This window comes from uncultured Tenacibaculum sp. (genome assembly GCF_947499065.1).
In the GTDB taxonomy this organism is placed as follows: domain Bacteria; phylum Bacteroidota; class Bacteroidia; order Flavobacteriales; family Flavobacteriaceae; genus Polaribacter.
The window spans coordinates 206,854-228,032 of record NZ_CANMMT010000002.1; the positions used below are offsets into that span (position 1 = coordinate 206,854).

General features: G+C 28.1%; 23 protein-coding genes. 10 read left to right on the forward strand and 13 right to left on the reverse strand.

Annotated elements, in window-relative coordinates:
• Positions 1-10: 10 nt before the first annotated feature.
• Positions 11-982: an aspartyl protease family protein gene (locus tag Q0958_RS05145; protein WP_299120558.1), complete on the reverse strand. Its 972-nt coding sequence runs from the start codon at positions 980-982 to the stop codon at positions 11-13.
• 181 nt (positions 983-1,163) lie between these two features.
• Here Q0958_RS05145 and Q0958_RS05150 point away from each other — a divergent pair, with 181 nt between their 5' ends.
• Both Q0958_RS05150 and ettA read left to right on the forward strand, forming a co-directional pair.
• Positions 1,164-1,340 (forward strand): CAL67264 family membrane protein, encoded by a 177-nt coding sequence (locus Q0958_RS05150; protein WP_175578649.1) that lies wholly within the window; start codon positions 1,164-1,166, stop codon positions 1,338-1,340.
• A 21-nt stretch (positions 1,341-1,361) separates the two neighbouring features.
• On the forward strand, positions 1,362-3,053 hold the full coding sequence (ettA, locus tag Q0958_RS05155) for an energy-dependent translational throttle protein EttA (protein ID WP_299120562.1): 1,692 nt from the start codon (positions 1,362-1,364) through the stop codon (positions 3,051-3,053).
• A gap of 271 nt (positions 3,054-3,324) precedes the next feature.
• Here the strand turns inward: ettA and Q0958_RS05160 are convergent, their stop codons facing one another.
• The gene (locus tag Q0958_RS05160) at positions 3,325-4,032 is read right to left on the reverse strand and encodes a LytTR family DNA-binding domain-containing protein (RefSeq protein ID WP_299120565.1); all 708 of its coding nucleotides are present in this window, start codon (positions 4,030-4,032) and stop codon (positions 3,325-3,327) included.
• Between the two features lie 2 nt (positions 4,033-4,034).
• Complete coding sequence (locus tag Q0958_RS05165) at positions 4,035-5,081, reverse strand: histidine kinase (protein ID WP_299120568.1); 1,047 nt, start codon at positions 5,079-5,081, stop codon at positions 4,035-4,037.
• A 209-nt stretch (positions 5,082-5,290) separates the two neighbouring features.
• On the opposite strand from Q0958_RS05165, the gene Q0958_RS05170 reads away from it, so the two are divergent.
• Both Q0958_RS05170 and Q0958_RS05175 read left to right on the forward strand, forming a co-directional pair.
• The gene (locus tag Q0958_RS05170; RefSeq protein ID WP_299120571.1) at positions 5,291-6,163 is read left to right on the forward strand and encodes a DUF5694 domain-containing protein; all 873 of its coding nucleotides are present in this window, start codon (positions 5,291-5,293) and stop codon (positions 6,161-6,163) included.
• Positions 6,164-6,174: 11 nt separating this feature from the next.
• On the forward strand, positions 6,175-7,035 hold the full coding sequence (locus Q0958_RS05175; protein WP_299120573.1) for a DUF5694 domain-containing protein: 861 nt from the start codon (positions 6,175-6,177) through the stop codon (positions 7,033-7,035).
• A 624-nt stretch (positions 7,036-7,659) separates the two neighbouring features.
• On the opposite strand, the gene Q0958_RS05180 is transcribed toward Q0958_RS05175, so the two are convergent.
• From Q0958_RS05180 to argS, 6 genes are all read right to left on the reverse strand, one after another.
• Positions 7,660-8,115, reverse strand: coding sequence for a heavy metal-binding domain-containing protein (locus Q0958_RS05180; protein ID WP_299120576.1), 456 nt, complete (start codon positions 8,113-8,115; stop codon positions 7,660-7,662).
• A gap of 48 nt (positions 8,116-8,163) precedes the next feature.
• Positions 8,164-9,438: a S41 family peptidase gene (locus Q0958_RS05185; RefSeq protein WP_299120580.1), complete on the reverse strand. Its 1,275-nt coding sequence runs from the start codon at positions 9,436-9,438 to the stop codon at positions 8,164-8,166.
• A 93-nt stretch (positions 9,439-9,531) separates the two neighbouring features.
• Complete coding sequence (gene lpdA, locus Q0958_RS05190; RefSeq protein WP_299120583.1) at positions 9,532-10,920, reverse strand: dihydrolipoyl dehydrogenase; 1,389 nt, start codon at positions 10,918-10,920, stop codon at positions 9,532-9,534.
• Positions 10,921-10,946: 26 nt separating this feature from the next.
• Entirely contained in the window at positions 10,947-11,516 is a 570-nt protein-coding gene (locus Q0958_RS05195; RefSeq protein WP_299120586.1) for a hypothetical protein, read from the reverse strand.
• Between the two features lie 83 nt (positions 11,517-11,599).
• Positions 11,600-12,211 carry a hypothetical protein gene (locus Q0958_RS05200; RefSeq protein WP_299120589.1) on the reverse strand — a complete coding sequence of 204 codons (612 nt, stop codon included), beginning with the start codon at positions 12,209-12,211 and terminating at the stop codon, positions 11,600-11,602.
• An 11-nt stretch (positions 12,212-12,222) separates the two neighbouring features.
• The gene (gene argS / locus Q0958_RS05205) at positions 12,223-13,998 is read right to left on the reverse strand and encodes an arginine--tRNA ligase (protein ID WP_299120592.1); all 1,776 of its coding nucleotides are present in this window, start codon (positions 13,996-13,998) and stop codon (positions 12,223-12,225) included.
• Between the two features lie 108 nt (positions 13,999-14,106).
• On the opposite strand from argS, the gene Q0958_RS05210 reads away from it, so the two are divergent.
• From Q0958_RS05210 to Q0958_RS05220, 3 genes are read left to right on the forward strand one after another with little or no spacing between them, the layout of a single operon-like run.
• Positions 14,107-14,856 (forward strand): hypothetical protein, encoded by a 750-nt coding sequence (locus Q0958_RS05210; RefSeq protein WP_299120595.1) that lies wholly within the window; start codon positions 14,107-14,109, stop codon positions 14,854-14,856.
• Between the two features lie 19 nt (positions 14,857-14,875).
• Entirely contained in the window at positions 14,876-15,418 is a 543-nt protein-coding gene (locus tag Q0958_RS05215; RefSeq protein WP_299120598.1) for a YkgJ family cysteine cluster protein, read from the forward strand.
• 38 nt (positions 15,419-15,456) lie between these two features.
• Complete coding sequence (locus Q0958_RS05220; RefSeq protein WP_299120601.1) at positions 15,457-16,134, forward strand: class I SAM-dependent methyltransferase; 678 nt, start codon at positions 15,457-15,459, stop codon at positions 16,132-16,134.
• Positions 16,135-16,237: 103 nt separating this feature from the next.
• On the opposite strand, the gene Q0958_RS05225 is transcribed toward Q0958_RS05220, so the two are convergent.
• Complete coding sequence (locus Q0958_RS05225; protein WP_299120603.1) at positions 16,238-16,630, reverse strand: hypothetical protein; 393 nt, start codon at positions 16,628-16,630, stop codon at positions 16,238-16,240.
• A 197-nt stretch (positions 16,631-16,827) separates the two neighbouring features.
• Here Q0958_RS05225 and Q0958_RS05230 point away from each other — a divergent pair, with 197 nt between their 5' ends.
• Positions 16,828-17,664 (forward strand): sterol desaturase family protein, encoded by an 837-nt coding sequence (locus Q0958_RS05230; RefSeq protein WP_299120605.1) that lies wholly within the window; start codon positions 16,828-16,830, stop codon positions 17,662-17,664.
• Positions 17,665-17,711: 47 nt separating this feature from the next.
• Here Q0958_RS05230 and Q0958_RS05235 read toward each other — a convergent pair whose 3' ends face one another.
• The 3 genes from Q0958_RS05235 to Q0958_RS05245 form a co-directional block, all read right to left on the reverse strand.
• Complete coding sequence (locus tag Q0958_RS05235; RefSeq protein WP_150898954.1) at positions 17,712-17,945, reverse strand: hypothetical protein; 234 nt, start codon at positions 17,943-17,945, stop codon at positions 17,712-17,714.
• 115 nt (positions 17,946-18,060) lie between these two features.
• The gene (locus tag Q0958_RS05240) at positions 18,061-19,116 is read right to left on the reverse strand and encodes a serine hydrolase domain-containing protein (RefSeq protein ID WP_299120611.1); all 1,056 of its coding nucleotides are present in this window, start codon (positions 19,114-19,116) and stop codon (positions 18,061-18,063) included.
• Positions 19,117-19,120: 4 nt separating this feature from the next.
• Positions 19,121-19,696 carry an adenylosuccinate lyase gene (locus tag Q0958_RS05245; RefSeq protein ID WP_299120614.1) on the reverse strand — a complete coding sequence of 192 codons (576 nt, stop codon included), beginning with the start codon at positions 19,694-19,696 and terminating at the stop codon, positions 19,121-19,123.
• A 63-nt stretch (positions 19,697-19,759) separates the two neighbouring features.
• Here Q0958_RS05245 and Q0958_RS05250 point away from each other — a divergent pair, with 63 nt between their 5' ends.
• Together Q0958_RS05250 and Q0958_RS05255 are read left to right on the forward strand one after the other, a co-directional pair.
• Positions 19,760-20,455: a toxin-antitoxin system YwqK family antitoxin gene (locus Q0958_RS05250; protein WP_299120615.1), complete on the forward strand. Its 696-nt coding sequence runs from the start codon at positions 19,760-19,762 to the stop codon at positions 20,453-20,455.
• 8 nt (positions 20,456-20,463) lie between these two features.
• Entirely contained in the window at positions 20,464-21,162 is a 699-nt protein-coding gene (locus tag Q0958_RS05255) for a hypothetical protein (RefSeq protein WP_299120618.1), read from the forward strand.
• Positions 21,163-21,179: the final 17 nt, after the last annotated feature.

A 21,179-nucleotide genomic window follows, 5' to 3' on the forward strand; every position in this document is an offset into this window, starting at 1 on the left:
AGAGGTAAAACTATCTTATAAGTGGGTAATTAATAAAATAAAGCTTCTCTTTTTTATAATTGATTATAACCCTTTTTTGTGCAAAAAAGTCATGTCCTAATATACCATCTAAATTTGTGCCAAAGGCTTTGTTCATGTTATGAAGGCTGGTAAGTATGGTTTTCATAGGTCCAAAATATATCTTGTCACTAAGTTTTATTCGGAATAAATCTCCATATAAAACTTCAATTTTTCTTTTGCTTGCCCCCACAAGTTTTACACGTTTTTTAGGATAAAAATGCTTTAAAGCTTTTTTGTTAATTCTTTTATGCAACTGATTAAATTCGGCACCAGTATCTAAACCAAATTTTATTTTCTGTTTACCAATATAACCATTTAAAACAATAGTGTGTTTTTCTAGTTTAAAGTCAATAGTATCAACTATCTTTTCCAGATATACATTTTTGTTTAAAGTATTACCTAATGAATCTATTTTGGTTAAAGTGATCTGATTCAGGTATAAATCGACAAAAACTTCATAATCTTTTAAAATACTGTAACCAATGATTCCTAATAATTTAATTTTTTTACTTTTTTCTATATGAGATAAATCAATAATATCAGATTTCTTATTATGAAGAGTAATTTCTTTTAGCGATAGTTTTTTTATCTTTTTTTCAAAAAGGTTATCTACATTATTAATAACTCCTGTTGTAGTTTTTTTTTCTTTTTGAAAAGGATAAGTTTTAAAATGCGCTTTGTTCAAAATCATGGTTTCAGAACCTGTATCAATAATAAAATTCCCTTTTTTATCTTTTATGTTACCTTCAATAACAATAAGTCTATCAATTAACTTAAAAGGAATTCGAGTAGAATATTCATTTATAACTTTTGCATTCTTAAAATGAATAGGAACAGAGTTGATAATGATTTCATTATCATTTGTAGCATAGGTGAATTTACAAACTGATAAAAAGAATAATATGTACAATATGTTACGCATATTATAAAGACGCATTTTAGAATACTAAGTTACATTTTTTCTAAAAATAGAGAGGTAAAAGACATGGTAAATTTAAATCTATAATGAATAATAAGCTTTTGCTCTAAAACTTAATATTGTTAAATCTAAATAAATACCGATATTTGTAGTTCACATTTTTTGTAAAAAGTAAATTATGTCAATGAATAAAAACACAGTCCTAGGTTGGGCAACGCTTATAATGGTTTTAATGGGTATTTTATTAGTAGCATTAGCTGTATTTAAATACGATGAAATAGCAGGATATGGTTTTGGAGCTGTAGGTCTAGGTTTTTTTGCAAATGCTTGGGTGTTTAACGCCCTTAAAGGAAGAGTTTAAATAATAAAAAATAGCAATTAAATGTCAGACGATAAGAAAGTAATTTTTTCAATGAATAAGGTCTCTAAGACCTATCAAAGCACCGGGAAACAAGTTTTAAAAGATATTTATTTAAGCTTTTTTTACGGAGCTAAAATTGGTATTCTAGGACTTAATGGATCTGGTAAATCAACATTGTTAAAAATAATAGCTGGAGTAGAAAAAAACTTCCAAGGAGATGTAACTTTTTCACCAGGGTATAAAGTTGGTTATTTAGAGCAAGAACCACAATTAGATGAGAATAAAACAGTTTTAGAAGTTGTTAAAGAAGGTGTTGCAGAAACTGTAGCTGTTTTAGATGAGTATAACAAAATCAACGATATGTTTGGTTTAGAAGAAGTATACTCTGATGCTGATAAAATGGAGAAGTTAATGGCTAGACAAGCCGAACTTCAAGATAAAATTGATGCTTCTAATGCTTGGGAATTAGACACCAAGTTAGAAATAGCAATGGATGCTTTACGTACACCAGATTCTGATAAGAAGATTGGAGTGTTATCTGGAGGAGAGCGTCGTAGAGTTGCATTATGTAGATTATTATTACAAGAGCCTGAAATATTATTATTAGATGAGCCTACCAACCACTTAGATGCAGAATCTGTACACTGGTTAGAGCATCATTTAGCACAATACAAAGGAACTGTTATTGCTGTAACACACGATAGATATTTCTTAGATAATGTTGCAGGATGGATTTTAGAATTAGATAGAGGAGAGGGAATTCCTTGGAAAGGAAACTACTCGTCTTGGTTAGATCAAAAATCGAAAAGATTAGCTCAAGAAAGTAAAACGGCATCTAAACGTCAAAAGACATTAGAACGAGAGTTAGATTGGGTTAGACAAGGAGCAAAAGGTCGTCAAACAAAGCAAAAAGCACGTTTGAAGAATTATGAGAAATTAATGAGTCAAGACCAAAAGCAAACTGAGGAAAAATTAGAGATTTACATTCCTAATGGGCCTCGTTTAGGTACGAATGTTATTGAAGCAACTGGTGTATCAAAAGCTTTTGGAGATAAATTATTATATGAAAATTTAGAATTCAATCTTCCACAAGCAGGAATTGTTGGTATTATTGGACCAAACGGTGCTGGTAAGACTACAATTTTTAAAATGATTATGGGAGAAGAGACTCCAGATTCTGGAAGTTTTAAAGTAGGAGAGACAGCTAAAATTGCTTATGTAGATCAAGCACACTCGAACATAGATCCAGAAAAATCTATTTGGGAGAATTTCTCAGAGGGTCAAGATTTAGTAATGATGGGAGGAAAGCAAGTAAACTCTCGTGCATATTTAAGTCGTTTTAATTTTGGAGGTAGCGAGCAAAATAAGAAAGTAAATACACTTTCTGGTGGAGAACGCAACCGTTTGCATTTAGCAATGACTTTAAAGGAAGAGGGTAATGTTTTACTACTAGATGAGCCTACAAACGATTTAGATGTAAATACTTTAAGAGCACTAGAAGAAGGTTTAGAAAACTTTGCAGGTTGTGCTGTGGTAATTTCTCACGATAGATGGTTCTTAGATAGAATTTGTACACATATCTTAGCTTTTGAAGGAGATAGTCAAGTGTATTTCTTTGAAGGTTCTTTCTCAGATTATGAAGAGAACAAGAAGAAACGTTTAGGAGGTGATTTAATGCCGAAACGTATTAAATATAAAAAGTTAATTAGATAATTAATTTTACATTCTTTATAAAAATAAAAACTCGAAGTTAGCATACTTCGAGTTTTTTTCTTTCCTTTTCATTTAACAATTCTCCCATCAATAAAAACTGTGTAGTAGATAGTTTTCCATAGTTTGTGATTAAAATGTTAAAGCAATGTTAAAACAATTATCGTGCCGAAAATTATAAATTTTAACATATTTATTGCTAAGGTTAAAAATATTTTAAAATTCAATTGTTAAATATTTAATAATTAGGGAACTATTAAGAATAATTAGAAGTTTATAATATTAATTTATTAATCTTTTCAAAAAAGTTTTTTTTATACGTATCTCCTATAGGTAAATTTTTACCGTTGGTTAAGTATACAGAAAGAGAATCCGTTTTTGCTATGTGCTGAATAGCAACAATGTAAGATTTGTGAATTTTTATAAAGCTTTTAGAAGATAGTTCAGTATCAAAATGCTTTAAAGTGCTATAGGTAATAATCTCTTTATTTTTTAAATGAAGAGAAACATAGTTTTTTAAACTTTCAATATAGAGAATTTCGTTTGTATACACTTTTTCAAAATTATTTTTACCATCCGTTTTTATAAAAATAAATTCATCCGTTTTGCTAATTGGTTTTATATCTTCTTTAGGTTTTACTTTTAAAATAGCGTTATAAAAACGTTCAAACTCAAAAGGTTTTAAAAGGTAGTCAATAGCATTGAGTTCATAACTTTCAATAGCAAATTGAGGATAAGCAGTTGTAAAAATTACGTTAACCTTATCTTTTATAATTTTAGAAAGTTGAATTCCTGTAATGGTTGGCATTTGTATGTCTAAGAATACCAAGTCTAAGTCTTCTTTTTCAATAATACTAATAGCTTCTATAGGGTCTGTAGTAGATCCAACCAGTTCTAAAAAAGATACTTTTTTTACATAAGATTCTAGTAATCTTATCGCAGGAGCTTCGTCATCTACAATTAAACATTTTAAAGTATTCATAGTTAGTTGGCTTTGATTGGTATTTTTAAATATGTAGTATATATACTATTTAGTTCTTTATGATTAAAAATAAATTCTTTGTCAAAAAGTAACTCTAACCGTTTTTTTAAGTTTTCTCTTCCAATTCCTGTACTGCTGTAGTTTTTAACAGTAGAAATTTTATTTTGTGTTTTGAGCTCTAAAGAATTTGTATTAATTGTAATAGAAATATCAGCTGGGTTGTTTTTATCATTGATAATACCATGTTTGCAGATATTTTCAATAAAATGAACCAAAACCAAAGAAGGTATTTGTTGTTCTGCTACATTTCCTTTTATAGATAGATTTAGAAACAAGTTATTTTCAAACCTTTTTTCATAAAAATAAATATAATCCTTAATAAACTTTATTTCTCTTTTTAAAGGCATGTAATCCTTTTGAGCTTCATAAGTAAGGTATCTCAATAGTTCAGAAAGTTTGTAAATTCCTTTAGCAGTTTCTGGTTGGGTATCTGCCAATTCAGAATAGAAAACATTTAAAGTGTTAAATAGAAAATGAGGTTCTAATTGTGTTTTTAAAGCATCTAATTCTGCTTGTTGATGCTCTAGTTTAAGTTCATGAATTTTGTTTTTATTCTCAAGAAAACGGAATAATAAAAATATGAAAGTACTGAATAAAATTATCTGTAAACTATAATAAGAATTGTCAAAAATATAATACCAAAAGGTTCTAGTGCTTTCATGATAATTATGAAATCCAGCAATATTGTATACTATTATTTCTTCTAATAAATAGCGAATCCCAGCAAAAATGAAAAACAGAGATATTTGGCCTAAAATGAAATAAACAAGATTGTTTTTAGCTAAGGTTTTAGGACAAATAATACCAACATTAATAGCATAAACACTAAAAAACGTCATGTAGAAAGTAGTTTTTAAAACAATCCCTACAAGATTATATTTTTCTATAAAATATGTATGTCCACCAGTAATATAACTTCTAAAAAGATCCATTCCAACAATAATGAATCCAAGAATGAGGTGATATTTAAAAGTCTTTTTTAATTCCATAGTTCAAAAGTAGCTATAAAGGTAACTTTCTTTTTCTTTTTAAGACGTAGTTTCTGTTTTTTAGGACAAACTAGTAAAACTACACAACGAAATTTGTGATATAATTTTTTGATGAGTTGGTACGGTACACACTAGTGTTGGTTGAAATTAGAGTTTTTAGCTAGCTTAAGTAAATACTTTTGGAGTATCGAATTCAAAACTATAGAATCATGAAAACTAGAATTTTATTTATCGTTTTATTTATAACAAGTGTTGTATTTGCTCAAAAAACTCAAATAGATGAACATTTTAAAAATATAAAATCATCAGATTTATTAATCTTAGGGTCATTTCATTTTGCAAATCCACAATTAGATAGTTATAAACCAAAATATACTGTCGATATTTTTTCAGAGAAACGTCAAAAGGAATTAAGAGAGTTACTCAATATTATAAAAAAATATGGACCTACTAAGATTGGAGTAGAGTGGAAAGCAACCAAGCAGAAAAAGTTAGACTCTTTATACAATGCCTATTTGGAAGGAAAGTTTAGATTAAAATCAAATGAAATATACCAAGTAGCTTTCAGATTAGGAAAAGAGTTAGGACACAAAAAACTCTATGCTGTTGACGCTCCGTCAAGAAACTTTAAAAGCGATTTAACTCAAAAAGAATTTAAAGCTAAGAAGAACTACTATGCTCAAAAAGCAGGAATGGAAATGATTAAAAGAGAAATGAATATTAATGATACTTATTTTAGTTTATATGAAAAAGGGGATAAGTTAAAAACAGAAATGTCATTAGTAGAGTACTTTAAAATAATGAATAATCCAGATGTAGTAAGTCATAACCATGGACATTATTTAATAGGTGAATTTAAAATGGGTGAAGCTGAGAAAGGAGATTATTTTGGAGCAGACAATTCAATTTGGTGGTACAGTAGAAACCTAAGAATTTTTCAAAACATTCTAAAGATGAACAAAGCAGGAGAGGATAAAGTATTTGTTTTAATGGGAGCTGGACATTTATCAATTCTGAATTTCTTAGCAAAATCATCGGTAGATTTTAATTTAAAAAACTTTGAAGAAATAACTAAACTATAATTAAAAATAAAATGAGAAGAATATATTTAATACTTGTAATAACAATTTTGTCAACTGTTTCATGTGCTAAACAAAAGACTAACGAAGAAAAAGAAAATAAGGTTTCAGAAGTAAAAAAAGAAACAAATTCTGATTTAAAGAAAATCCCAGTTTTAAACTTTGGAACTTTTCATATGGGACAAACTTCTGACGCTACTAAAACTGAGTTTGACGAACACGATAAAAAGAATCAGAAAGAAGTTCATAAAATAGCGGAAATGCTTGCTGAATTTAAGCCAACTGTTATTATTGTAGAAACTCCGCTAACATATAATGAAAAACTCCAAACTCTATATAAGCAGTACGTAGCAAATCCTGAAATGGAATTTAAAAAGCCAGATGAAGTAGAATTATTAGCTTATGAATTAGGAAGATTATCTAATACAAAACGAATTTATGGAATAGATTATAGGATGGGATATAATTATAATATTGGAAGAGAAATTAAGAATGAAATAGATCCTGTTTGGCATGATAAGTATTATAAAAACCCATTAAAATTTTACCCAGAAGTTAACTATGATGAAAACAAACTAAATCTTTTAGATAAATTAAAACAAACAAATCACGATAGATTTCTTGACTTTTTAATAACTGTAAATGCGGATATGCTAACCCATGTGGGGACTAAAGATAATTTTGAAGGAGCCGATGAAGCAGCAAAATATTATCAAAGAAATTTAAGAATGTATTCAAATTTAAATAGAATTGAACTTACAGAAAATGACCGTGTATTTATATTGATGGGAGCAAGTCATACAGCTTTTTTTAGAGACTTTATAAGCAGAAGCCCAAAATATGTAATGGTGAATACTTTCGATTATTTGAAATAAATAATTGCTAATGTTATAAAAAAAGAGTCGAAGTATTCTATTTTACTTCAGTTTTTTAATATAAAAGTTATAGTATGAATTATATGATTAATAAAGCTTTTAAGAAGCTTTATTAATCTCATAAGCTAAGTATGGACTTAAAGGATAGGCTATCGTTGATGTTAATATAAGTAGAACGAAAAGACTAATATTTTTTTTAACTTTTATAAAAGAATAGAGAAGAGAATAACTATATAAAGCAGATAAAGTAAAAATAAATAAGTTAAAATACATTAAAGGTCTGTATAAATAAGCAAATAAAATTCTAAAACCAAAGGAAATAGATAAAACCAAAATTATAAAATCGAATATGATAAGACCAGTAATAAATTTAGGTAATCTTTTAAAATTTTTTTTAGGATTTTTATGAAAATTATGAGAAAACCTAACAAGCCATAATATTTGTAGAATAAAATGTATTAATAAGAAATCTTCAAGGCTAGATGCTAAAATAAGTAGTAAGCTAAAAAAGAAAAGAATAACAAATATATATTGTTCTATTATTAAATTATTTTTCATTTTCAATTAAAAATAAAACCTCACCAAAACAAGGTAAGGTTTAAATATTAAAAATTTTGTAAACTTTTAGCTATGATAAGCAGCATTATGTTCTAAGTCGGCAGTACAACTTCTACATTTACCGGCTGTATCTTCACCACCAGCGCAACCGTTTTTACATTTATAATGATACTCGCCATTAGCATTTGGACCAGAGGCTGGTTTTGTTACAGGCGTTGACATTGGTGAACTGGAAGTACTCGCTGGTTTATTATGAAAAGCTTGGTTATGAGCTAATGCTGAGTTACATACAGGACAAGCTCCTTTTTCACTAGAAGTTCCTCCTTTACATCTTTTAGGACAGATATAATGTGCGCCTCCTACAACACCACCACTTAACATATTGTTATTTGGAAGAGTAGGTATAGGTCGTTCATTTAAAGGAAGGCTTAAAGGATGTATAGGTGTTTTCTTTTCTTCTTTTTTACAAGAAGAAAAACACGTCATTAATAAAATTACGAATAGTGGGAAAAATTTTTTCATGTTCAAAGATAAAAAAACCTCACCAAAGTGGTGAGGTTTTATCTTTTCTTATTGTTTTTTAACATATTCAAAAATAGGATCTATTCCTTTTTTAAAATCATCATATTTTGTTTTTATAAGAACATCTGGGGTAATTGTCTTTTCATTTTTATCACTCAACTTGTAAAAATCTGAAGAAAAGGTTACTTTAATTCTTGAATAAGGAAGGGTAAATGATTTAATGTTTCCATAATGATTTGGTTTGCCTCCAGTTTCTTCACCAATTATAATTGCATTAGTATTATTTTTAAAATCAACAGTATTAAAAATAGCAGATGAAAAAGTATCATTACCTACCACAACAAAAAGTTTTCCTTTCTGATTGATCTTTTTATTATTAGCAATTTCTTTAATTAAGTTTTCAGCTAAATAAGAACTCCCACCTTTATTAAACCTCATATCAAAAATAAGTTTGTCAATGTTTTTGTTTTCATTTAACTCTTTTAAAACTTTAGCTTCAAATTTTTTAAAAGAAGGAAATCTGTAGGCAAATTCCTTTTTTCCATATTTTTCAACAGTTTCTCTACTAACGCATTTATTATATTGAACGAAATAAATTTTTTCTTCAGGGAAATATTTCTCTTTAAAAATTTTACGACTACCATTCAGATAAAACGGTTTTTGTGCATTTACTCTCATGTAAATTTTATTTCTATATCTTCTCGTAGGAATATCTACCTCTTTAAGTTTATAATTAGTTATTTTACCTGATTGATCGGTTAATTTTAAATTGTAAATACTATCGTTAGGTTTAGCAAAACCAAAATGCTTTAATAAGACATGTTTAGGTAATAATCTTTTACTATTTTGATTAATAACAGCTCTGTTTTCAGGAACAAATAATGTTTTTAAACTGTCGATAATTGTCTCAATTTTATAGTTGTTAATAGCAATTAATTTTTTGTCTAAAATTTCATAATTATCTTTTGAGGTAGCATTTATATACAATCCATCTTCAAACCAAATAAAACCTAAAGGAAGTGTTTTTCTTTTTCTTAGTAAATGAGATATACTTAAGTTAGTATGTGTATCGCCTACTTTAGCAATTAATTGGGTAAGTTTTATTGAGGTTTCAATATTACTATCTTTTTCTAAAGAATTTATTATGGATTCAATTTCTTTTTCAAAATCTTGCTTACTTATTTTAAAAAATAAGTTCTTATGTTTCTTAGCCAATTCTGTTTTTAAAAAATTTAAATCAGTAGCCCAATCTTCATTGGATATTTGTTGAGCGTAAGAATAACAGCAAATAATTACTAAAAAGGAAAATAAAATTTTTTTCATAGTTTTTTTATTGATAATTAATTTTCAAAGTCAAATTAAAAATAAAAACCTCACCCAATAGGTGAGGTTTTAGTTAAAAAATATATAATCTTTTTATAGGTGAATTACTTCGTCATAAGCATCAGCTACAGCTTCCATTACTGCTTCACTCATTGTTGGGTGAGGATGGATAGCTTTTAATACTTCGTGTCCAGTAGTTTCTAATTTACGTCCTAAAACAGCTTCAGCAATCATATCAGTTACACCAGCACCAATCATATGACATCCTAACCATTCACCGTACTTAGCATCAAAAATTACTTTAACAAATCCGTCAGGAGTTCCAGCTGCTTTTGCTTTTCCTGAAGCAGAGAATGGGAATTTACCAACTTTTAACTCGTAACCAGCTTCTTTTGCTTTTTCTTCAGTTAAACCAACAGATGCAATTTCTGGAGTCGCATAAGTACAACCAGGAATGTTTCCGTAATCGATAGCTTCTGTATGAACACCAGCAATCTTTTCAACACATGTAATTCCTTCCGCAGAAGCAACGTGTGCTAAAGCAGGACCAGGAGTAACATCACCAATAGCATAGTATCCAGGAATATTAGTTTGATACCAGTCGTTTACTAAAATTTTATCTCTATCAGTAATAATTCCAACATCTTCTAATCCGATGTTTTCAATATTTGTTTTAATTCCAACAGCCGATAAAACGATATCAGCTTCTAAAATTTGTTCTCCTTTTTTAGTTTTAACAGTCGCTTTCACTCCGTTACCAGAAGTATCAACAGACTCTACAGAAGAGCTAGTCATTACTTTAATTCCAGCTTTCTTAAAAGAACGCTCCATTTGCTTAGAAACATCTTTATCTTCAACTGGTACAATGTTTGGCATAAATTCAACAACAGTAACCTCAGTTCCCATTGAATTGTAGAAGTGAGCAAACTCAACTCCAATAGCTCCAGAACCAACAACAATCATAGATTTTGGTTGTGTAGGTAAACTCATAGCTTCACGGTAACCAATTACTTTTTTACCATCTTGTGGTAAGTTTGGTAACTCACGAGAACGAGCTCCAGTAGCTATAATAATATGGTCTGCACTGTATTCAGTTACTTTACCATTTTTATCAGTAACATCAACTTTTTTTCCAGGTTTTACCTTTCCAAATCCGTCAATAATATCAATTTTGTTTTTCTTCATTAAGAATTGAACACCTTTGCTCATTCCTTCAGCAACACCACGACTACGTTTAATTACAGCATCAAAATCTTTATCGATTGCTTCTGCTTTTAATCCGTACTCATCAACATGTTTTAAATAATCATATACTTGAGCAGATTTTAATAATGCTTTTGTAGGAATACATCCCCAGTTTAAACAAATCCCACCTAAGTTTTCTTTTTCTACTACTGCAACTTTAAATCCTAATTGAGAAGCTCTAATAGCAGTTACATAACCACCAGGACCACTTCCGATTATTAATACGTCGTATTTCATGTCGTTTATTTTTACTTGTTGTTTGTTTATTCTTTACAATTATTATTAATATAATTTATTATGCTAACAATATTGGAATCAAAGTTAGACCTTATACTTTTTTTATCTTGAATTTTGTCTAAAAACTTTTTACAGTTGGGAGCATATTCAGTGATAAATTTTCTAAAACGTTTTTTTTTAAGGTTAGATGGAATGGAGTTTACAAAATCATTACCTTTTTTTCCAAGGTAAAAGTTCATAGACATGCTTGCCCCTGAACCATCTGAAAAACCTGACCTATCTGTAAAACCCGAAAAATATGAAGCCAAAGAATATAATTCTAAGGGACCACTAACTTCTCTTTTTAATAATAATATTGTTTTTTTTCTTTTCTTATAATGATGTTCTATTGAATCATTAAAGACTACTTTAGTTACAAGGTTATGGTCAAAGCCTTTTTTTGAATCGTTTTTTTTCAATACAATTCTATGATGTTTTATAATTTTAATATCTCCAGTAATAATAGATCCATCTTTAAGATAGATACTACCCGCTTTATATTGGCTAAATAAAGCAAAAGAAATAAAACAAAAAATAATAAAAAGCTTTTCACTCATAAATAAATAAATAAATAAATAATTTTTACATTCAGATTGACAGATTAAAAAATAATCAAATCAATTTTATTGTTGTTTGTTTTTTATTTACAATTTTCATTGTAGTAATTGATAATGTCTTTTACAGATTTATTTTCTAAAAACTTTTTATCATTAAGTTTTTCTGTAAAAGGTTTACATTTAGATGTATACTTTGATAATATCTTTTTAAATTTTTTACTTTTTATTTTTTTAGGAAGCTTTGTTACTTTCACACTATAAGGAGGAGCCACATAATATGTTTGATAAGATGATGAACCATTTATAGTACCAAAAACAAAACTACTATTATATTCTCTTGAATGATCTTTAGCATATAATCTGAGTTTTCCTTTTGAAATAACACTTCTTAAAGTTAAGATTTTACTGTCTAAACTTTTAAAGTAATAATCGGTACTATCGTTAACTTTATTATCTTTAGTATGATATTTCCTAATTTTTTCTATTTCATTAAATCCATTTCTAACAAAAACACCATTTTTCTTAGTAAATTTAATTTTAGGTTTTTGCAATACATTTGTTGAAGTAACCCACTTATAATTTACTACTTCCTGTGTTCCATTTCTAAAAAAAATTTTACCTAAATGATCGTTTTGAGATCTAAGGTCAACAGTTTTTACAAATAAAATTAATAATACAAATAGTTTCTTTTTCATAATTTTAGTTTTTACATTCTTTCAGGAACTTGAATTCCTAATAAACTGAATGCTGATTTTATAGTATCTCCTATCTTTTTAGATAGTTGTACTCTAAATACTTTTTTATCTTGGTTTTCTTCTCCTAAAATATGTATGTTTTGATAAAACGAGTTAAACTCTTTTACTAAGTCGTACGTGTAATTAGCAATTATAGCAGGAGAGTAGTTCTTAGCTGCTTGCTGAATTGTTTCAGGATATAATTCTAACAACTTAATTAATTCTTTTTCTTTTGCATGTAATTCAATCGAAACAGGGTTTGAATAATCAAAATTTGCTTTTCTTAAAATTGATTGAATTCTAGCATAAGTATATTGGATAAAAGGTCCTGTGTTTCCTTGGAAATCAACAGAAGCTTTAGGGTCAAACAAAATTCTCTTTTTAGGGTCTACTTTTAAGATAAAGTATTTTAAAGCTCCTAATCCAATAATTTTATATAACTCTTCTTTTTCTTCTTCAGAATACCCTTCTAACTTTCCTAATTCTTGTGAAATTGTACGAGCAGTATCGGTCATTTCAGTCATTAAATCATCAGCATCTACTACAGTTCCTTCACGAGATTTCATTTTTCCAGAAGGTAAATCAACCATACCATAACTTAAGTGATATAATTGTTCAGCCCAAGAATAGCCTAATTTCTTAAGAATTAAGAATAATACTTTAAAGTGATAGTCTTGTTCGTTACCAACGGTATAAACCATTCCTCCAACATCTGGCATATCTTTAGCACGTTGAATAGCTGTACCAATGTCTTGAGTCATATATACAGCAGTTCCATCAGAACGTAGCACTAATTTTTCATCTAAGCCTTCATCAGATAAATCACACCAAACAGAACCATCTTCCTTTTTAAAGAAAACACCTTTTTTCATACCATCTTCTATAACATCCTTTCCTAAAAGGTAGGTGTTACTTTCATAATATAACTTATCGAAATCTACTCCAATACTTTTATAGGTTACATCAAATCCTGCGTAAACCCAAGAGTTCATTGTTTCCCATAGGGCGACAACTTCTTTATCTCCAGCTTCCCATTTACGCAACATTTCTTGTGCTTCAAGAAATAAAGGTGCCTGTTTTTTAGCATCATCTTCAGAAGAACCGTCAGCAATTAAATCAGCGATTTCTTTTTTGTATTCTTGATCAAACTTTACATAATAATTACCAACTAATTTGTCTCCTTTTAAACCAGTTGAATCAGGAGTTTCACCATTACCAAACTTTTGCCAAGCTAGCATTGACTTACAAATATGAATACCTCTATCGTTTATGATTTGAGTTTTGTAAACCTTTTTTCCTGAAGCTTTTAAAATTTCAGAAACAGCATATCCTAATAATACATTACGAACATGTCCTAAGTGTAATGGTTTGTTGGTATTAGGAGAAGAATATTCAACCATTCTTGATGATTCATCTGCTGAAGGTGTAACAAATCCATAAGTAGTTTCTTTAGCAATTTCATTAAAGAATTTTGTATAAAAACTATCGTTAATAACTAAGTTTAAAAAACCTTTAACTACGTTATAACTACTAATATCTTCAACATTTTCTACTAAGTAAGCTCCTAAATCCTCACCAATTTGTACAGGGTTTCCTTTCTTGTACCTTAAAAGAGGAAATACCACAACAGTGATGTCTCCTTCAAAATCTTTACGGGTTGCTTGAAACTCAACACTTGGAATTTCAATATTATACAAGGTTAAAAAACCTTCCTTTACTTTAGTTTCTATTAAGGTTTGTATGCTCATTAGTTATTAAAAATTGAAGTGCAAAATTACATAATTTATTTGGATGATATTTAAACTGATTCTAACAATTTATATAGGTATTTTTGCGAAGTGTTTTATTTAAAAAAGATGTTAGAGAATATTGTTAAATTGTGTAGTCTTTTCTTACTATTTAGTTGTACTAAGATTAAGAAGAACGACAAGATTTCAGTATTAGATACTATAAAAAAAGTTAGATTAGAAACTAAGGAGGATACAATTTTAGAAAAGAACAATCCAGAGTTTTTAGATTTATCAATTCATCAAATATTTATTGATACAACAAGAAGTTCAAAGTTTTATAAAAATATTATTGATTGGAAAGAGAGTAAAATAGATAAGGAATTGATAAACTTAACAGTAAAAGAATTAAAAAAACACAAAAAATATGTTATCGACTATGCTGATAACTTTCCAAACCATTTTATAACTTTAAGAAAACTTAATAATGAATTCGTACTGTATGATAGATGTGATGGTATAGACTCAAGGTTTACTATTAACAATGGACTATTTATTTTTTATGGACCACTTGAATCTCATGCAGAGTTGATTACCAATATAAAAGTTATATCTAAGAATAAAATTAAGTTACTATTAAAAACTGATAAAGGATTATCTTATGATGAAAAATCCATTATTGAAATAGAGAAGAAAAGTAATTTCTTATATGTAATGAAATATAAGAATGAAAGTTATGACGAAATTATTCATTTAACTTCTGTTGAATATATTAAAAATTTTGACCTGATAGTTAATCATTGTCCAGAGATGAAAATGCCTGAGATAGTTAATAGATTTGATGATTTTCAAGAAACTGAAGTAATAGAGGTAGAGTAAAATTTAGAAAAAATAATTAATGGATAAAGATCTAGAAAACTTACAAAAGTTAGCACAAGATGTAGAAAAAGAGAATAAAAAATATTTTGCTACATTAAAAAAACGTACGCCTAAAAACTTAGATGTTGTAATGCAAGAGTTGCATGATAAAGAGTTTGAACGTACCGATTGTTTAACATGTGGTAACTGCTGTAAAACTACGAGTCCAATTTTTACCGATAAAGACATTGAACGTATTTCTAAGCATTTAAGAATGAAGGTTCGTGATTTTACTAACCAATATTTAGAACGTGATTCGGACGATTTTATGGTGTTAAAATCTGCTCCTTGTACTTTTTTGGATGAACGAGATAATACTTGTTTTATTTATGATGTACGTCCTAAAGCTTGTGCCGAATATCCACATACCAATCGTAGAAAGTTTATTCAGTTAACAGATTTGACAGTTAAAAATACTGAGGTTTGTCCGGCTACTTATAGAATTGTTGAAGAATTAAAGAAGCGTATACCATTACAATCAAATAAGAAGGTCAGAAGATCATCTAGGGAGAAAAAGTCTTAAAAATGTTTTTAAGGTTTTCTATTTCTAGAAAACTATTCATGAAAAAGAAAGCAATGGAACCTAAAAAGCAAAAGAAACCATGGCCTACTAAAGATGCTATGATACAAGTTTATGAAAAGAATCTTTGGGGTGGTAATGCTTCAGAGTTTTATTCAGGAGATGGTTCTCATGATGTTAACATTGTAAAACCTTATATAGAAGTAGTAACTTCCTTTCTAAATTCTTTAAAAAATGGTTTAATTGTATGTGATTTAGGCTGTGGTGATTTTAATATAGGAAAACAGTTGGTTAAGCAGACCAAAAAATATATTGCAATAGATATTGTACCGAATCTAATAGCTTATAATAAAGAACAGTTTAAAGAAGAAAATTTAGAATTTCGTTGTTTAGACATTGCAAAAGAAGAATTACCAACTGCTGATTGTTTGATAATTCGGCAAGTGTTACAACACTTATCAAATGCTGAAGTACAACGAATAGTTGCTAAATTATCGGCTTTTAAATACATTATTTTAACCGAGCATTTACCAGGGGGAGATTTTGAACCAAATAAAGATATTATTTCAGGACAAGGTATCAGACTAAAAAAGAAAAGTGGCTTAAATTTATTAGCACCTCCGTTTAATTTTAAAATTAAACAACAACAACAATTATTATCTATTCCTTTAAAAAATAATAAAGGTGTTATTGTTACGACTCTTTTAAAGGTTTTTTAATTGTGAATTAATGTAAGTTTTTTGTTGTTAGGCTATTGTTTAGTCATTTAGTCTAACTTTAACTTTATAAGTGTATATAGTTACTTACCTTATAAAGTAGAAATTATTGAATAATTTCTACTTTATAATTTATGTTTCTTCCAGAACTTGTATTATTTCCAGTGACTTTTGTACTCAACGAATATTCAGCAAATATTTTTTTGTTTTTTCTCCTTATATAAGGCATTTTAACAATCCTACTTTGACCTCTAATTAATAAATTGTTGTTAGGACTTTTTGTTCTTGTTCTACCTACATATACGATAATATCATTTTCTACTTCAACCCACATAATTCTGCGTGTAATATCAGTATCTAAGATATTATTATTAAAATAACTAACATTAGCTCTATAAAAGCCATCTTCTAAAATTCTTATATGATTTGAATCTTTTGAAGTTTGAGAATTTAGATTAATAGAGTAAAATAAGACAAAGAATATAACTTTTTTTAACATACTTTTTTAAGTATTATTAGCAAAAAATATGCCATATTATATATTGTGTGATTGGTGAATAGTTTTTAAAAGTAAATTAGATATTATTTTAATACCTATTTATAATTTAAAAAGCATAAAGTAAAGTGAAAATGCTTATTTAAGATGAAGATAAACTACTCAAAACTTTTTCTTATTTTTAGAAAAAATATTTCATATTGGAGACTATAGTTAATTATTTTGAAACAATTCCATCAAGTCATCGAAGTATAATTCTAGTAGGAGGAATCACTTTTTTTTGGCTAATAGAAAGTGCTGTTCCTTTGTTTAAGTTCAAATATAATAAATGGAAGCATGCATGGCCTAATTTGTTTTTCACAGGGACAACAGTTATTATAAATTTTACACTTGCTTTTTTATTACTAAAAACTGCCGATTGGGTTCAAGCTAATAATTTTGGTTTGATTAATTGGTTGCCTACAATGCCTTTATGGTTGTATGTAGTTTTAGGAGTATTGTTTTTAGATTTTTTTGGAGCTTATTTGGCACATTATGTAGAACACAAGGTAAAACCTTTATGGATGGTACATTTAGTACATCATTCAGATCATAAAGTAGACACTACTACTGCAAATAGACATCATCCTTTAGAAAGTGTAATACGTTTTACATTTACTTTGTTAGGAGTTTTTTTAGTGGGAACCCCGATTGCAATTATTATGTTGTATCAATCAATGTCATTAATATTTACACAATTAACACACGCAAATATTAAAATGCCTAGAAAGCTTGATAAAATATTGAGTTATGTATTGGTTTCACCCGATATGCATAAAGTACATCATCATAATTTATTACCCTATACTGATTCTAACTACGGAAATATTTTTTCTATATGGGATCGATTATTTGGAACTTATATGGAATTAGATCGTGAAAAAATAATATATGGTGTAGATACTTTTCCTGATGAAGAAAAAAATTCTAGTTTAAAAGAGTTGTTAAAACAACCATTTGCAGGATATAGAAAGCCTACAAATATAGAAGAGATTTAATAAGGAATAATAAAAAAGCGAGCATATAGCTCGCTTTTCTTTTGTCTTTAAAACATCATAACATCATGCCCTGGTCCAGGTGTACCAAAATCAATAGTACTACTTTGTGTACTATTACATATTACACCATCACCTGAAACATTAATACTAGAATCGAAACTTCCACTCGAATCATAACAAACATAAGGATATGTTCCAGTTGCTTGCCCTCCTGAAATTTGTTTCATTGTTTCATTGTTAAGCTTTTTCACATCATTTAATTTTAAAATTTTTTTCGGCATAATTTTATAGTTTAATTATTAATATTGATTTTAAAATATGATTATTTACACCGATATTTTTGTATAAATTTTCAAGATAAGTGATTAATCTTCCGAATGAAGTAGGTAAAAAATATTATTGAATAAATATATTTTCTAGTCCTTTTATATAATCACGCATTTTTACTCTAGATAAATTGGTAAGAATAGAAATTACAATTTCTTCCTCAGGATAAATTAGTAACATAGAAGAAGCTCCAATACCACCTCCTGAATGACTTAATTTAGTTGTGTTATTTTTAGTTTTACGGACGCTTATACCAATTCCATAATTTGTTTTTTTACCATTATTCGTTTTATTAGAAGTAGTAAGTTTAGCTAATGAATTTTTTGTTATTATTTGTGGATTTATAAATTCATTTCCAAATAAAATTAAATCTTCAGAAGTAGATAAAAAACCACCACCAGCAGCTTTAAATTCATTATTTACTTTAGGACCAATAACTATTTTTCCTCTTCTTTTTAAATAGAATAGAGTTCTATTTATATTTTCTTTATCAGATTCATCTAGGATAGTTTTAGTCATTTTTAAAGGTACAAAAACTTCATCATTCATAAAGTCAAAAAAATCTTTATTACTAGCGTTTTGAATAACAACACTCAGCAAATTCCATCCATAAGTACTATACTTAAAATCGGTTCCTGGTTTAAAGAGTAAATCAGACTCTTTAAATATATCTAAGCCTTCAACAATAGACATTTTATCATTTATCAAAAATTCTGAACCTTTATAATGCCTAATTCCAGCTGTGTGTCCTGCAATTTGACGAATGGTAAAGTCGTAATCTTTTTTAGGAAAATCAGGAACATAAGTATATAAGCTATTGTTTAAGTTCAATTTATTATCATCAATAAGTTTTGCTAAAGCAACAGCTGTTAGTGTTTTTGAAATACTAGCAATTCTAAATTGAGTGTTTTTGGGAGATACTTTTGTCTTACTACTAAGGTCTGAATAACCAAATCCTTCAGACCAAATAATTTTACCTTTTTTTGATACTGAAATTGAGAGCCCAGGAATTTTTTGTTCCTCCATAAAATTTTGAGTCAAAAGTGTAGCATCTTCTTTAAATTGAGCGTTTGATAATATTGTAAAACAAAGAAATAGGAATAATAAGTTAATTCGTGTTTTCATAGGTTTATTTTGTTTTTTCAATCATTTCTAAAATTTTCTTACCACGAGCTTTGCAACCTTTACTTTCATGAATTATTTTAGAACTAATTAAATGTTTTAATTCAGGATGAACCCATTCTTTTTCTAAGCCAAATAAATACAAAGAAGTCATAGTATAGGCTCTAACTGCTATTTTTTGATCGGTAATTAACCAGTCGAATCCAGCTTCAATAATACTTTCAATATGCTTTTGAGTTAATATTTTTTGAGTATTGTTTTCTTTTTTAGAAGTATAAGCAACTGCCAAATGTTCACAAATTTTAGCACAAGGTCTAATAGCACTATCAAAATGTACTTTAGAAATATTTTCAGTAAAGAAATTTAGATAAGGGTGGATATGTTCAATACCATGATGTGTACAAATCCATTCCAATACCCATGCTGCTTTGATAGACAATTTATTATCAGTATCAAAAGTTAAATCAACTAAAGATTTTATTAATTTTGGCTGCTCTAATACAATAATAGCAGCATTGTTTCTGTTTACCCTAGCAGGGTTCTCCATATCATTTAAAACAGAAACTAAAAAATCAATACTCATATTGGTATGGTTTATGTATTTTTGAAATAAGTAAGTTATACAACTAAATAAAAAGAATTATCAATGCTAAATATAAAAAGGATATTTTCAATTGCACTTTTATTATCAGCTTTTTTTATTGTTTCTACTGAAGCACAAAAAATAAATCGATTTGATGCAAATGGAAAACGAACAGGTGTATGGAAGAAATTTTATGACAATGGTAGGGTTCGTTATTCTGGACAGTTTAAGAATGGTAAAGAAGTTGGAGTTTTTAAGTTTTATTCTAATACTTCTTCTACACAACCAGTAATTGTAAAAACGTATAATAAGGATATAGCTACGGTTAAGTTTTATAACGATTTAGGAAAGTTGAAGAGTGAAGGTAAAATGTTAGGAAAAAAGCGTATTGGAAAATGGATATATTATTTTACTAATGGAAAGTTATTTTCTGAAGAAGAATATAAAGATGGTAAGTTAGATGGTATTCTTAAAAACTATTATCCTAATGGAAAGGTAACTCAAGAAACTTCTTATATGGATGGGAAAAAAAATGGAGTTTCTAAAACTTTTACAGAGTCTGGTATTTTAATTGAAGATGTTTTTTATAAAGATGGAAAGTTAGAAGGAGAAGGGAAATATTATGACTTAAAAGGAGGAATAAAAGAGAAAGGAATGTATAAAGATGGAAAGAGAATAGGGAAGTGGGAGTTTTATATGGATGGAGAAGTAATAAATAAAAAGAAGCGAATGAAACTGTCAGAGCTTAAGAACAAATAAAAAAGAATATGCATAGGAGTTTTATTTTACTATTAACACTAAGTTTCTTGGTTTCCTGTAATGAAAATAAAGAAACTAATAAGTTTACTGGACTTTGGTTAGTAAAAAAAGTAAAAGTAGGTAAGCAAGAAATGACTCCTAATGCTCGATGGATGAATTTTAAAGAAGATTCTACTCAAATATCTGGTAATGGATGGTTACAGCATTCTTATGGAACTTGGAGTTTAAAAGATAACAGACTTAAAATTTCGAATAAAAATGGAGTGACCGATGTAGCTGAGCCTTTTAAAGTTGAATTGAAAGAGAATAAAATGTTATGGGAAAGGAAAGAAGAAGGTCAGGATGTTACAGTATATTTAGAAAGAATCAATAAAATTCCTACTTCAGAAGGAAATAAATTACTTGGACTATGGGAATTAAAATCTAAAAAGACAGATAGTATTGATTCAAAAAAAGTAGTAAATCCGAAATCGACGCTGTATTTAAGATGGGATAACACTTATGTTATAGAGAATTCTTTAAAGAATAAAAAATATGGTGTCTATAAAATTCATGGACATAAGCCAGAACTACAAATGGTAAATTATGGAGAAACACCAAAATTCAAATTCTATAAATTTACAGTAGAAAAAGATAAACTTACATTAAGGTCGACAGATAATAAGGAGGAATTAAGTTATGTAAGAGTACATCAATTTCTTCAATAGCTTCATCAATTCTTTCC